General features: G+C 73.3%; 6 protein-coding genes. 2 read left to right on the top strand and 4 right to left on the bottom strand.

The annotated features are described in order from the left end of the window. Nucleotides 1-146 precede the first annotated feature (146 nt). A complete protein-coding gene (locus tag JOL79_RS00500) occupies nucleotides 147-3,164 on the top strand; it encodes an AfsR/SARP family transcriptional regulator (RefSeq protein WP_210153589.1) in 3,018 nt (1,005 codons plus the stop codon). Nucleotides 3,165-3,228: 64 nt separating this feature from the next. Here the strand turns inward: JOL79_RS00500 and JOL79_RS00505 are convergent, their stop codons facing one another. The 4 genes from JOL79_RS00505 to gltB all read right to left on the bottom strand — a co-directional run bounded on the left by JOL79_RS00505 (nucleotide 3,229) and on the right by gltB (nucleotide 11,946). Beyond that, nucleotides 3,229-3,426 (bottom strand): hypothetical protein, encoded by a 198-nt coding sequence (locus JOL79_RS00505; RefSeq protein ID WP_210153590.1) that lies wholly within the window; start codon nucleotides 3,424-3,426, stop codon nucleotides 3,229-3,231. Between the two features lie 405 nt (nucleotides 3,427-3,831). Further along, nucleotides 3,832-5,565 carry a S8 family peptidase gene (locus JOL79_RS00510; protein ID WP_230983999.1) on the bottom strand — a complete coding sequence of 578 codons (1,734 nt, stop codon included), beginning with the start codon at nucleotides 5,563-5,565 and terminating at the stop codon, nucleotides 3,832-3,834. 268 nt (nucleotides 5,566-5,833) lie between these two features. Continuing rightward, nucleotides 5,834-7,318, bottom strand: a complete 1,485-nt coding sequence (locus JOL79_RS00515; protein WP_210153591.1) for a glutamate synthase subunit beta — start codon at nucleotides 7,316-7,318, stop codon at nucleotides 5,834-5,836. Between the two features lie 101 nt (nucleotides 7,319-7,419). Beyond that, entirely contained in the window at nucleotides 7,420-11,946 is a 4,527-nt protein-coding gene (gene gltB / locus JOL79_RS00520) for a glutamate synthase large subunit (protein ID WP_210153592.1), read from the bottom strand. 158 nt (nucleotides 11,947-12,104) lie between these two features. On the opposite strand from gltB, the gene JOL79_RS33605 reads away from it, so the two are divergent. Further along, a complete protein-coding gene (locus JOL79_RS33605) occupies nucleotides 12,105-13,814 on the top strand; it encodes a bis-aminopropyl spermidine synthase family protein (RefSeq protein WP_230984000.1) in 1,710 nt (569 codons plus the stop codon). Nucleotides 13,815-13,848 lie beyond the last annotated feature (34 nt).

Genomic DNA, 13,848 nt, shown 5'->3' on the forward strand with positions numbered 1-13,848 from the left:
CCACCATCCTTGCCAACCAAAAGGTCAAATATCAGGAATCGGTCGTGCGAGATCTGGAAGGGTGATCGCATGGTCACGGGGTGCCCCCATCGGACGCCGCCCGGTCGGCCATCGGCACACCCTGCCCAGGCCGTGCGGACCGCGCGGTGAGATTCCAGGTCATCGGCGCGGTCTCGATCAGCGACGGGGACGTGGCGGTGCCGCTGACCTCGCCCCGGCAGGAGCAGCTGCTGTGCCTGCTCGTCTGCTCACGCGGCCGGACCATGCCCGCCGAGGCGCTGACCGACGCCCTGTGGGGCGGCAGGCGCGCGGGGCGGCCCGGTAAGAATCTTCAGGTCCTGGTGCACCGGCTGCGCCGGACCCTCGGCGACCCCGGCCGGATCAGGCACGACCGCTCCGGATACTCCCTCGTGGCCACGGCCGACGAGGTGGACGCCTGGCTGTTCGACGACCTGGCCGAGCGGGGACGGCGCGCGCTGGACCGGGGCGACCTGGAGGTCGCCGCCACACTGCTCGCCGAGGCGCTGGCCCTCGGCGACGGCCCCGCATACCCGGGTCTGCACGACATCCCGCAGCTCGCGCACGCGGCCGAGCGCATCGAACAGGAGCGGCGGCAGGTGCTCGCCGCCCGGCTCGACGCCGAGCTCGCTCTGGGCCGGCACATCCAGATGATCCCCGAGCTGGTCGCGCTGCTCGCCGCGGATCCGCTGGTGGAGTCGTCGGCGGCCCGCCTGATGACAGCCCTGCACCGGGCCGGGCGCCGTGCGGAGGCGCTCGACGTCTATCAGCGCACCCGCGCCGTCCTCGCCGGCGAGCTGGGCGTGGAGCCGGGCCCGTCGCTGCGGGCGCTGCACGCGGCCCTGCTGCGGGGCGAGGAGATCCCGTCCCCCGCCGCGGCGTCCCCCGGCGGCGAGCCCGCGGAGGCCGGAGAGGTCCCGGAGGCCGGGAAGGCGCGGGAGGCTGAGCGAGAGGCTGGGAACGCCGGGGAGGCGAGGCCCACCGACGATCGGGCGCCGGAGGAACCGGCCCAGGCCCCCGCCCTCCTCCCCCCGCCGATCGGCGACATGACCGGGCGGGACGCCGAGCTCGGCGAGGTGATCGCGGCGCTGGCCCGGCCGCCCGTCGTGTGCGTGCTCTCCGGCATGGCGGGCGTCGGCAAGACGGCCCTCGCCGTCCAGGCGGCGCACGCGCTGCGCGACTCCTTCCCCGGCGGGCAGCTCTTCGTGAACCTCCAGGGCGCGGGAGGGGAGCCGGTGACGCCGCACCAGGCGCTCGGGCGCTTCCTGCGGGCGCTCGGCGTGGCCGGCCCGGCCGTGCCCGAGGGCGTGGACGAGCGGGCCGAGGTCTTCCGGGGCCTGCTGTCCCACCGGCGCGTGCTCGTCGTGCTCGACGACGCCGCCGACGAGGAGCAGGTCCAGCCGCTGCTGCCGGCGGGCGACGGCTGCGCCGTACTGATCACCAGCCGCGGCAGACTCACGGCGCTCCCCGCCGCGCGCGGCGTCCCGCTCGGCCTGCTCGACTCCGGCGCGGCGGTCGAGCTGCTGCGCGCCGTGAGCGGCCGGGCGGAGTTCCGGCGGGGGCACCCGCCCGCCGAGGAGCTGGCCGCGCTGTGCGGGCGGCTCCCGCTGGCGCTGCGCATCGCGGGGGCCCGGCTCGCGGCCCGGCCGCACTGGAGCGTGCCGCGTCTGGTCTCCCGGCTGGCCGCGGAACACGACCGGCTGGACGAGCTGACGCACGGCCCGCTGTCCGTACGGGCCGGTCTCGCCCTGGGCTACTCCGGGCTGGCCGAGGTCCCGCGGACGCTGTTCCGGCGGCTTGGGCTGATCGAGACCCCCGACTTCGCCGGCTGGGTCGCCGCCGCTCTGCTCGACAGCGGCACGCGCCCGGCCGAGGACGCGCTGGAGAGCCTGGTCGAGGCGCAGCTCGTGGGCTACGCGGGCGTCGACGGCGTCGGCGAGCCGCGCTACCGCATGCACGACCTGGTGCGGCTGCACGCCAAGGAGCGGGCCGCGGCCGACGACCCGCCCGGCGCGGCGGAGGCGGCGCTGGGCCGGCTGGCGGGGGCCTACCTGGCCCTGGCCGAGGAGGCCCACCGCCGGGAGTACGGCGGCGACTACACCGTCCTGCACGGTCCCGGCCGCCGCTGGCGGCCCGACCCCGCCACCGCCGACCGCCTGCTCGCCGACCCCGGGGGCTGGCTGCGCGGCGAACGGCTCGGCCTGGTCGCGGCGGTCGGCCAGGCGGCGGCCGCCGGCCTGCACGAGGTGGCCTGGGATCTCGCGATGTCGGCGGTGACGCTGTTCGAGGCCCAGGGGCACTTCGACGACTGGGCGCGCACCGCCAGGACCGCGCTCGACGCGGCCAGGCGGGCGGGCGACCTGAGGGGGGTGGCCGCGATGCGCTACTCGCAGGGCACCCTGGAGATCTTCCGGCAGCGCTACGCCGCGGCCCGGCCGCACTTCGAGGCGGCGCTGCAGGGGTTCACGTCCGTGGGCGACCGGCACGGCCAGGCGCTCACCCTGCGCAACTCCGCACTGATCGAACGGGTGGAGGGACGGCTGGAGAGCGCGCTCGCCGCCTACCGCCGCGCCCTCGGCATGCTCCGCGAGGTGGGCGACCGGCACGCCGAGGCCCACGTGCTGGGCAGCATCGCCCAGATCCACGTCGAGAGGGGCGACGGCGGCGAGGCAGAGCCGCTGTTGCGGACCGCGCTGCGCGTCTACCGCGAGCTCGGCGACCCGCGCGGCACGGCGCAGATCCTCAACCGGCTCGGCGGGCTGCATCTGGCGGAGGGCAGGCCCGCGGACGCCGGGCGGGCCTTTCAGGAGGTCCTCACCACGGCCAGGGCGGTCGGCGACCGCATCGGCGAGGCGTACGGGCTGCTCGGGCTGGGCGAGGCGGCCCTTCTCGACGGCGGGCTCGACCAGGCGGCCGCCCACCTCGACGCGGCGACGGCGCTGGCCGTCGGGCTCGGGGAGCCGTTCGTGGCCGCGCGGGCGTGCCTGGCGCGCGGCCGGCTCGCGGCCGAAAGCGGCGAGCACGAGCGGGCGGCGGCCCTGCTCGGCCAGGCCGCCGCCCGGTTCGACGAGATCGGCCTCCCGGCCTGGCACGCGAGGGCGGTCGAGGCCAGGCGGGCGGCCGAGGGCCTGGCCTCCCGGCCGTAGGAAGCGGCCCGCGACCAGCGCCGGGGAACAGGCCGATCCCAAGCCGATCTCGCTCGAGGCCCGGTCAGTCCTCGCCCGGGTCCATCCAGTGGCTGTCACAGTCGGGCTGAGAAGTGCCGGGGAGATCCGCCGCCGCTGTGCCGCACGGCGCCTCCACCCCGGACGCTGGCTGCGCGGCGGCCGGCTGCGTGGCCACTCCCGCCACGCCCCCCACGACACCCGCCACGACCAGCGTGATCAGCGCCGATCTCAGCTTGCCCATCCGTCCTCCCGTCCCTGTCGCCCTGTCCCCTGTCTTTCTGTACTCGCTCGTGCTGTAGCCCTGTGGTTCTGTAGCCCTGTGGTTCTGTAGCCCTGTCGCTCTGGGCCTGTGGCGCCGTCGGACGCGCGTCCCGTCGCGGGGCGCGCGTCCTCCTGGATCGGCCCCCGTGCCACCCAGGACGGCGCGAGCCGGCGCAACGCTCCCGGACGCGTCCATGGAACGACCCAGAGACACAGACCCCGAGACACAGACCCACAGACGCATCGGGAAACGACGCCGACCTGACAGCACCCTAGGTGGGAGCGGTTTCACACTGGTTTCACCCGGGCCGGCGACCGCCGGGGCCGGCGGACCCAGCGGTGGAGCCCAGAGGTGGAGGCCAGAGGTGGAGGCCAGAGGCGGCCGTCAGGGAGCGACGGTCGCCGCGCGGGCCGCGTTCACGACGCCGTGGCCGTAGAAGCCGTTCTTGGCCGTGCCGCCCTCGCAGAGGTGCCCGGCGTCCCCGCCGCCGTACTTGTACAGCCGGGGGTTCGGGCAGGCCTTCTCCACGGCCGTGCCGTACAGGAGCTGCTCGACCCGGGCGGGATCCATGTAGAGGCCGCCCTTCCCCGGCTTGCCGAACCGGCCGATGATGATCGCCGCGACGCCGGTGACGTGCGGAGCCGCCATCGACGTGCCCTCCATGTACTGGTAGTAGGCGCAGCGGCCGCCGTGGCAGTCGCGTACGACGGACGCGGTCTTCGGCTTGCCGTCCCGGTCGAGCAGCCCCTGGGCCCGCAGGGCGCCAGCGGGGGCGGCGGCCAGCACCTCACGGCCGTCGTCCTTCAGGGAACTGCCGGTGTCGAACACGTCGCCTCCGGGCGCCGCGATGTCGGTCTGCTCGACGCCGTAGTCGGAGTAGACGGCCTTGCGCCCGCTGGGCCCCACCGAGGAGACCGAGATGACGCCGGGGAGCTCGGCGGGCACGTTCAGGCAGGTGTTGTCGATGGCCCGGCTCCGCTCGGCGCCCACGGGATAGTCGGGGCTCGCCGTGTCCTTCTTCGGCTTGCCGAGGTCGTTGCCGCTGTTGCCGATCGCCGTGATCATCGTGACGCCGCGCTTGTGCGCGTAGCCGACCGCCCTGCGCATGCCTTCGAGGATGCCCCGCTGCTCAAGGCGGGCCGCCGCGGAGTCGTGCGGGTTATTCGGGCAGTTGTACGTCCACGGATCGACGTAGAAGCTCATGTTCACCACGTCGATCCCCACGTCCGCCGCGTACGCCAGGGCGTCCATGGTGGGCTTGAGGAAGAAGAAGCCGGAGTCGGTGCCCGCCCGGAGGTTGACCAGGGACACGTCGGGCGCCACACCGGCGATCCCGAGGCCGTTGATCGGAGATCCGATGGTGCTGGCGACGTGGGTGCCGTGACCGTCGTCGTCCTCGTCGACGGGGTCCTTGCAGCCGCGGTGCTCGCACGGGCCGTCGAACTTCTTGCCGTTCGAGTCCTTGGGCAGGTCGGTGACGAAGTTGCGGCTCAGGGCGCGGTTGAAGTTGGGCGCGATGTCCGGGTGGTCGCCGTCGACGCCGGTGTCGATGATGCCCACCAGCACCTTGTGGCTGCCCCGCGCCTTCGCGTACGAGCCGCCGGGGGTGGCGCCGATCATCTTCATGTCCCACTGGCGGCCGGAGAGCGGCTCACCCGGAGAGGCGGCCCGCACGCCGGCCAGGTCGGCCGACGGCGCCCCGGCGCGGGCGGGCGCGGCACGATCGGCCGAACCACGGCCGAGCGAACCACGGCCGAGCGAGACACGGGCGGGCGCCGCGGGTACGGCCGGCACGTCGAGGGCGCGGCCGATCTCCTGGTCGGGCGTCACCCCCACCACGGCCCGGTCGGTCCCGAGACGCTCCGCCGAGGATGCCCGGACGATCAGGTAGCCGAGCCGGTCGTCGCGCCCCCGCACGACGCCGCCGGCCGCCGTCACCGCGCGCAGCGCGGCCTCACGCGCCCCGTCGGCGTAGAAGACCAGGTAGTCGCGGGCCGGACCGCGCTCCTGCTGTACTCCGGTCGCCGCGGCGCCCATGCTGCCCACCAGCGCCGTCGTCATGAATACGGCCATGGCCGCGGTCATGAATCCCCCGGCAAGCCGCCCCCGTGTGTTCAAGAATTCCTCCTCGGTCCGGCCCCAGCATCTTTCAGGGCGGCCGGACGCTCACGCAACCCTGCCCCCCAAGCTGGCATATTCCCGATTTATGCCGCTATTGGCCGATACAGGGTCCCCCTTCCGTATCGACCTCGGCACAGGGCGCCGGAGGCTCCCCTCGCCCCCGGCGCGCCCTGTTCACGCGCTGTCCCGCGCGTCCTCGCGCTCCGCGCTCTCGGCGCGGCGTCCCGCGGAGTTCCCAGGCTCCGCGGGACGACGCGCCCGCGAATCAGACCAGCGGCCGCGCGGTGGGCGGAATCGGCACCGGCAGTGCCGTCCGCCCGGACAGGTAGCGGTCCACCGCCGCCGCGGCCGAACGGCCCTCGGCGATGGCCCAGACGATCAGCGACTGGCCGCGGCCCATGTCGCCCGCGGCGAAGACACCGTCGACCGCCGTCTCGTACGAGGCGCCGCGGGCCACGTTGCCCCGGGCGTCGAAGAACGCCCCGGGGTCGTCGGCCAGCGCCGCCAGGTCCCGCAGCAGCGGGCCCTTCTCCGGGCCCAGGAAGCCCATGGCGAGAGTGACGAGCTCCGCGGGGATCTCGCGCTCGGTGCCGGGGATCGGCCGGAAGCCGGTGGCCGGTCCCTCCACCTGAACCAGGCGCAGCGCCCTCACGTTGCCGTTCTCGTCACCGGCGAACTCGGTGGTGTTGACCGCGTAGACGCGGTCGCCGGCCCCGGCCTCCAGCTCCTCGTGGGCGCTCTCCATCTTGAACAGCATGGGATACGTCGGCCACGGCTGGACGTCCGGCCGCTCGGCCGGGGGCCGCGGCATGATCTCCAGCTGGGTGACCGACAGCGCGCCCTGACGGATCGCCGTCCCGATGCAGTCGGCGCCGGTGTCGCCGCCGCCGATCACGACGACGTGCTTGCCCTTCGCCGACACGGGCGACTCCGCGTAGTCGCCCTCCTGCACCTTGTTGGCCGGAGGGAGATACTCCATGGCCTGGTAGACACCCTTGAGCTCGCGTCCGGGCACCGGAAGGTCACGCCAGGCGGTGGCGCCGCCCGCGAGCACCACGGCGTCGAACTCCTCGCGCAGCTGGGCGGCCGTGACATCCACGCCCACGTCGACCGAGACGCGGAACTCGGTGCCCTCGGCCTCCATCTGCGCGATGCGGCGGTCGACGTGCCGCTTCTCCATCTTGAACTCGGGGATGCCGTACCGCAGCAGACCGCCGATCCGGTCGGCTCGCTCGAACACGACCACGTCGTGCCCGGCCCGGGTGAGCTGCTGGGCGGCGGCGAGACCGGCCGGTCCCGAGCCGACGACGGCGACCCGGCGGCCCGTCCTGACGGCCGGCGGCCGGGGCTCGACCCAGCCCTCGGCGAAGGCCCGGTCGATGATCTCGACCTCGACCCGCTTGATCGCGACGGGGTCGGAGTTGATGCCGAGCACGCAGGCCGACTCGCACGGCGCGGGGCAGAGGCGGCCGGTGAACTCGGGGAAGTTGTTCGTGGCGTGCAGCCGCTCGATCGCCTCGCGCCAGTCGTCCCGGTAGACGAGGTCGTTCCACTCGGGGATGAGGTTCCCGAGCGGGCAGCCGTTGTGGCAGAACGGGATGCCGCAGTCCATGCAGCGGGCCGCCTGCTTGGTCAGGGCCGGCCGCGGGAAGTCCTCGTAGACCTCCCGCCAGTCGCTGATGCGCACGTCGACCGGGCGGCGCGCCGGCAGCTCACGCCCGTGTGTCAGAAAACCCTTCGGGTCAGCCATCGGTGTACCCCCCTCTTAGCCCTGCGCGGAGACAACGGAGACAACGGAAACGGTGATGCCGGCGGCACGGGCGCCGGTGACCTGCTGTGCGGTCATCGGCGTCACCCGTGCGAGGCGGCCATGACGGCCTCGTCGATGTCACGGCCCTCCGCCTCGGCGGCGGCGCGGGCCAGCAGGACCCGCTTGTAGTCCTTCGGCATGACCTTGGCGATCCTGGTCAGGGCGGAGTCCCAGTCGGCGAGCAGCGTCTTGGCCACCGTGGAGCCGGTCTCGGTCAGGTGCCGGTCGACGATCTCCCGGAGGAACTCGGTGTCCTCCTCGGTGAGCGCCTCGACCTCGACCATCTCGCGGTTCACCCGCTCGCTCCTCAGGTCGAGCACGTACGCGACGCCGCCGGACATGCCGGCCGCGAAGTTGCGGCCGGTGGGGCCGAGCACCACGGCCCGCCCGCCGGTCATGTATTCGCAGCCGTGGTCGCCCACGCCCTCGACGACCGCCGTGGCGCCGGAGTTGCGGACGCAGAACCGCTCACCCACGACGCCCCGGACGAACACCTCGCCGGAGGTCGCGCCGTACAGGCCGACGTTGCCGGAGATCACCTGCGTCTCCGCGGCGAACGGCGCGTCGGGGTGCGGGCGGACGACCAGCCGGCCGCCGGACAGGCCCTTGCCGAGGTAGTCGTTGGCGTCGCCGGTCAGCCGCAGGGTGATCCCGCGAGGCACGAACGCGCCGAACGAGTTGCCCGCCGATCCGGTGAACGACACGTCGATGGTGTCGTCGGGGAGCCCGGCCCCGCCGTACCGCTTGGTCACCTCGTGGCCGAGCATGGTGCCGACCGTGCGGTTGACGTTGCGGATCGGCAGCTCCAGCGTCACCGGCTCGCCGAGCGCCAGCGCCCCCTCCGCGAGCTGGATGAGGGTGTTGTCCAGGGCCTTGTCGAGCCCGTGGTCCTGCTCGACGACCCGGTGGCGCGGGGTGCCCTCGGGCAGCTCCGGCTGGTACAGGATCGGCGACAGGTCGAGCCCGGCCGCCTTCCAGTGGTCGACCGCACGGGAGGTGTCGAGCAGGTCGGCGCGGCCGATGATCTCGTCGAGCGACCGGTAGCCGAGCTCGGCCAGATACTCGCGGACCTCCTGCGCGACGAACTCGAAGAAGTTCACCACGAACTCGGGCTTGCCGCTGAAGCGCCTGCGCAGCTCGGGGTTCTGGGTGGCCACGCCGACCGGGCAGGTGTCGAGGTGACACACGCGCATCATGACGCACCCCGACACCACCAGCGGGGCGGTCGCGAAGCCGTACTCCTCGGCGCCGAGCAGGGCGGCGACGACGACGTCGCGGCCGGTCTTGAGCTGGCCGTCGGCCTGCACCACGATGCGGTCGCGCAGGCCGTTGAGCAGCAGCGTCTGCTGGGTCTCGGCGAGGCCGAGCTCCCACGGAGCGCCGGCGTGCTTGACCGACGTCAGCGGCGAGGCGCCGGTGCCGCCGTCGTGCCCGGAGATCAGCACGACGTCGGCGTGGGCCTTGCTGACGCCCGCGGCCACGGTCCCGACGCCCACCTCGGCCACCAGCTTCACGTGGACGCGGGCGCTCGGGTTGGCGTTCTTCAGGTCGTGGATGAGCTGGGCCAGGTCCTCGATCGAGTAGATGTCGTGGTGCGGCGGCGGCGAGATGAGGCCGACGCCGGGCGTGGAGTGCCGGGTCCTGGCGATCCACGGGTAGACCTTGTGGCCGGGCAGCTGGCCGCCCTCACCGGGCTTGGCCCCCTGCGCCATCTTGATCTGCAGGTCGTCGGCGTTGACCAGGTACTCGCTGGTCACCCCGAACCGGCCGGAGGCCACCTGCTTGATCGCGCTGCGCCGCTCGGGGTCGTAGAGCCGCTCGGGGTCCTCGCCGCCCTCACCGGTGTTCGACTTGCCGCCGAGCCGGTTCATGGCGATGGCCAGGGTCTGGTGCGCCTCCATCGAGATGGAGCCGTACGACATGGCGCCGGTGGAGAAGCGCTTCACGATCGACTCGACCGGCTCGACCTCGTCGATCGGCACCGGCGGGCCGCCCGGCCGCAGCCCGAACAGTCCGCGCAGCGTCATGAGCTGCTCGGACTGCCCGTCCACGAGCGAGGTGTACTCCTTGAAGATCTCGTACCGGCGGGTGCGGGTCGAGTGCTGCAGCTTGAAGACCGTCACCGGGTTGAACAGGTGCGGCTCGCCCTCGCGGCGCCACTGGTACTCGCCGCCGACCTCCAGCCGGCGGTGCGCGTTCTCGGCCCGCGGGTAGGCCAGCCGGTGCCGCTCGATCGCCTCGCGGGCCAGCACGTCGAAGCCGACGCCGCCGAGCCGCGAGGTGGTGCCGGCGAAGCACTGGTCGATGACCTCGGCGCCCAGGCCGAGCGCCTCGAAGATCTGCGCACCGGTGTAGGAGGCGACCGTGGACACGCCCATCTTGGACATGACCTTCAGCACGCCCTTGCCGTACGCCTTGATGAGGTTGCGCACGGCCTTGCGCGGCTCCAGGTCGAGCGCGCCCGTGGCGATCATGTCCTCGGCCGTCTCCAGCGCGAGGTACGGGTTGATCGCGGAGGCGCCGTAGCCGATGAGCAGCGCCATGTGGTGACACTCGCGGGCCTCGCCGGTCTCCAGCACGAGCCCGACCCGCGTGCGGGTCTTCTCCCGGATCAGGTGGTGGTGGACCGCACCGGTGAGCAGCAGCGAGGGGATCGGCGCCCGGTCGCGGGAGGACCCGCGGTCGGACAACACGATGATCCGCGCGCCTCCGGCGATCGCCCGGGAGACCTCCTGGCGGATCTCCTCCAGCCGCCGCACCAGCGCGTCGCCGCCGCCCGCCACGTCGAACAGACCGGACACGACGTACGGCTGGAAGCCGGGCAGCGCGCCCTCGTCGTTGATGTGGATAATCTTCGCCAGCTCGTCGTTGTCGATCACCGGGTAGGGCAGCACGAGGCGGCGGCAGGAGGCCGGGCCGGGCTCGAGCAGGTTGCCCTCGGGGCCGATCGTCGACTGCAGGGAGGTGACGAGCTCCTCCCGGATGGCGTCCAGCGGGGGGTTGGTGACCTGGGCGAACAGCTGGCTGAAGTAGTCGAAGAGCAGCCGCGGCCGGTCGCTCAGCACCGCCACGGGCGTGTCGGTGCCCATCGAGCCGATCGGCTCAGCGCCGGTCTTCGCCATCGGCGCCAGGATGATCCGGAGCTCCTCCTCCGTGTACCCGAAGGACTGCTGCCGCTTGACCAGGGCCTCATGGGTGGGGTGCTCGTGCTCGCGCTCGGGCAGCTCCTCGAACCGGACCAGGCCCGCGTGGAGCCAGTCGCCGTACGGGTGCTCGGCGGCGAGCTCGGCCTTGATCTCGTCGTCCTCGATGATCTTGCCGCGGGAGGTGTCGACGAGGAACATCCGGCCCGGCTGGAGACGGCCCTTGCGGACGACCCTCTCCTGCGGGATGTCGGAGAGCACGCCCGCCTCGGAGGCGAGCACGACCAGGCCGTCGTCGGTGACCCAGAAGCGGCCCGGCCGCAGGCCGTTGCGGTCCAGAACGGCGCCGACCAGGGTGCCGTCGGAGAACGTGATCGACGCGGGGCCGTCCCACGCCTCCATCAGCGTCGAGTGGAACTCGTAGAACGCCCGCCGGGACGGGTCCATCTCGGTGTGGTTCTCCCACGCCTCAGGGATCATCATCAGCACGGCGTGCGGGAGCGAACGGCCGCCCAGATGGAGCAGCTCCAGCGTCTCGTCGAACGACGCGGTGTCCGAGCCGTCCGGGTCGCAGATCGGGAACAGCCGCTCCAGGTCTCCGGGGATGAGACCGGTGGCGAGCATGGCCTCGCGGGCCCGCATCCAGTTGCGGTTGCCCCGGACCGTGTTGATCTCGCCGTTGTGCGCGACGTACCGGTACGGATGGGCCAGCGGCCACGAGGGGAAGGTGTTGGTCGAGAAGCGCGAGTGCACCAGGGCGATCGCGCTGACGTACCGCTCGTCGGACAGGTCGGCGAAGAACGGCTCGACCTGGAGGGACGTCAGCATGCCCTTGTAGACGATCGTCCGCGACGACAACGAGGCGAAGTAGACGTCGGCCTCGTGCTCGGCGCGCTTGCGGAAGGCGTACACGACCCGGTCGAGGTCGATCCCCGACTGGCCGCCCGGCGAGGAGACGAACAGCTGCCGGAAGGACGGCATCACCGCGCGGGCGCTGGCCCCGGGCAGGCCGCGGTCGACGGGGGTGTCGCGCCAGCCGAGGACGGTCACGCCCTCCTCCGCGGCGATCTCCTCGATCAGCCGGACCGAGACCGCCGCGGCTTCCTCGTCGAGGGGCAGGAACGCCATGCCCGCCGCGTACGCGCCCTCGGGCGGCAGCGGGAAGTCGACCACGGCCCGGAAGAAGGCGTCGGGGATCTGGGTGAGGATGCCCGCGCCGTCTCCGGTGTCGGGCTCGCTTCCGCTGGCTCCGCGGTGGTCGAGGTTGCGAAGAGCCGTCAGCGCCTTGGCGACGATGTCGTAGCTGCGGCGGCCGGCGACGTCGGCCACCATGGCCACGCCGCAGGCGTCGTGCTCGTTGGAGGGGTGGTAGAGCCCCTGAGGCCCGGGAAGACCTCCGGGAAGGCCAAGGCGGGCAGCAGGCATGTAGTCACTCCCGTCGTCATCGTCTGCGCGTAACAGAGGGACGACGTTGGCCCTACTGCGGTTGTGGTGAGTAGAGATTACCGCACCCTGCCGGAATGGTGCCCCCCCGGCCCGCTTCGCGAACCTTCACGGGTTAACGTCACGGATACAGTTGCCGCATGGCCGCTGACGAGACGATCGACGAACTGCTCGCGAACGCGGGCGTGGACGCGCTCCGCCTGCGCGCGGCCCTCACCCTTATCACCGGCGACCGCTGGTGGACCCTGGCCGAACTGGTCCGGGAGACCGCCACGTCGCGGCGCACGGTCGAGGCCCTGCTGCGCGCGCTCCCCGTTGAGCGCAGCGGCGATCGCGTCCGACTCCCGGCCGCAGGATTCAACGAGCCGGTGCCGCCGGATATTTCGGATCTGGGAAATCCCGTGGCCGGCCTGGTCCACCGGTACGCCGACGTGCTCGCCCGCCTGGAAGAGCTGATCGCCGCCGCGCCCCGCGCGCGCTCCTCGCTCGACCACGTCTCCGCCACCGCCGAGACCGTCCTGCGACGGGCCCTGCTGCTCGGGCGGCGGTTCTGGCTGCCGGGCGCCCGCCTGCTCTGCGTGGGCGATCACGACCTCACCTCCCTGGCCGTACGGATGATCCACCCGGAGGTCGAGGTGGCGGTGGCCGACATCGACGACCGGATCCTCGCGCACATCGACGCCCAGGACCTCGGCGTGCACACCCGGTGGGCGGACCTGCGGCTCGGCCTGCCCGCGTCGCTGCGCGGCTGGGCCGACCTGGCCATCACCGACCCGCCGTACACACCGGACGGCGTCGGACTTTTCACCGCCCGCGCCGCGGAGGGCCTGCGCGACCGCGACCAGGGCCGCATCCTGCTCGCCTACGGCGCCTCCGAGCGGACGCCGATGCTCGCCCTGAAGGTGCAGAAGGCCCTGTCGGACCTCAACCTGCTCAGCGAGGCGATCTTCCCCGACTTCAACCGTTACCACGGCGCCGAGGCCATCGGCAGCGCCGCCGACCTGTACATCCTGCGGCCCACCACCAAGACGTGGCCGGCCGTCGCCGCCCGGGTCGACCGGCTCGCCACGGCCATCTACACCCAGGGTCCCCAGGCCGTGGAGTCCGCCGTGCGGCCGGCCCCGAAGTCCGGGGCTGAGTCTGGAGCGGGGTCGGGAGCGGAGTCCGGGGCTGCGCGTTCGGAGGACCTCGCGGAAGGCAGGGCAAAGGAGAGGGCGGAGGACGAGGCGGCGGACACAGCGGAGGGCCTGGCGGCGTTCGGCCCCGGCCTCCTGGTCGGCGACTGGCCGCGTGAGGTGCTGCCGTCCGTCCCGCGGATGCGGCTCTCCACCTGGCTGGCCAGGCCCCACGCGGCGGACCCGGAACGGGTCGCGGTGGCCGTACCGGCCGGGCTGGAAGGAGCGCTGCCCCGGCTGCTGCTGGCCACGCGGGCGCGGCACGTCCGCGCCGTGCTGGCCGCGCCCGCCAAAGAGCCGTCCTCCGTCGTCCCCGCCGCGGTCTCCCCCGGGCTCTCGTCAGTGCTCTCGTCCGTGCTTTCGTCCGTGCTCTCGTCCGTGTACGAGCTCGGCGGGCGCGGCCGGGTGATCGACGCCGTACGGCTCCCGCCGCCGGACGACCCGGCCGGCCGGGTGCTGCGGCGGATCATGGACAGCGCCCACGGCAAGGTGGCCAACGCCTGGCGGGAGGGCCTCACCGACGTCAGCGGGCTCACCCGGAAGCAGGCCAGGGCGGCCGTCACGGAAGCCGCCCCGTGGGCCGGCGACGTGTCGCTCCTCGAACTGCCCCTGCACCGGCTGGGCGAGATCGGCGCCGCCGTCCGCCGCACACTCGACATGGCCGCCGCCGTCTGAGGCACGTCGCTGCCTGGAGTCGCTGCCTGGAGTC

The organism is Microbispora oryzae (assembly GCF_017896165.1).
Lineage (GTDB): Bacteria > Actinomycetota > Actinomycetes > Streptosporangiales > Streptosporangiaceae > Microbispora > Microbispora oryzae.

Bases quoted from the DNA above. Each gene is read 5' to 3' on its own strand.
- gltB (WP_210153592.1), bottom strand. From the start codon at position 11,946: ATGCCTGCTGCCCGCCTTGGCCTTCCCGGAGGTCTTCCCGGGCCTCAG.
- JOL79_RS00515 (WP_210153591.1), bottom strand. From the start codon at position 7,318: ATGGCTGACCCGAAGGGTTTTCTGACACACGGGCGTGAGCTGCCGGCG.
- JOL79_RS33605 (WP_230984000.1), top strand. From the start codon at position 12,105: ATGGCCGCTGACGAGACGATCGACGAACTGCTCGCGAACGCGGGCGTG.
- JOL79_RS00505 (WP_210153590.1), bottom strand. From the start codon at position 3,426: ATGGGCAAGCTGAGATCGGCGCTGATCACGCTGGTCGTGGCGGGTGTC.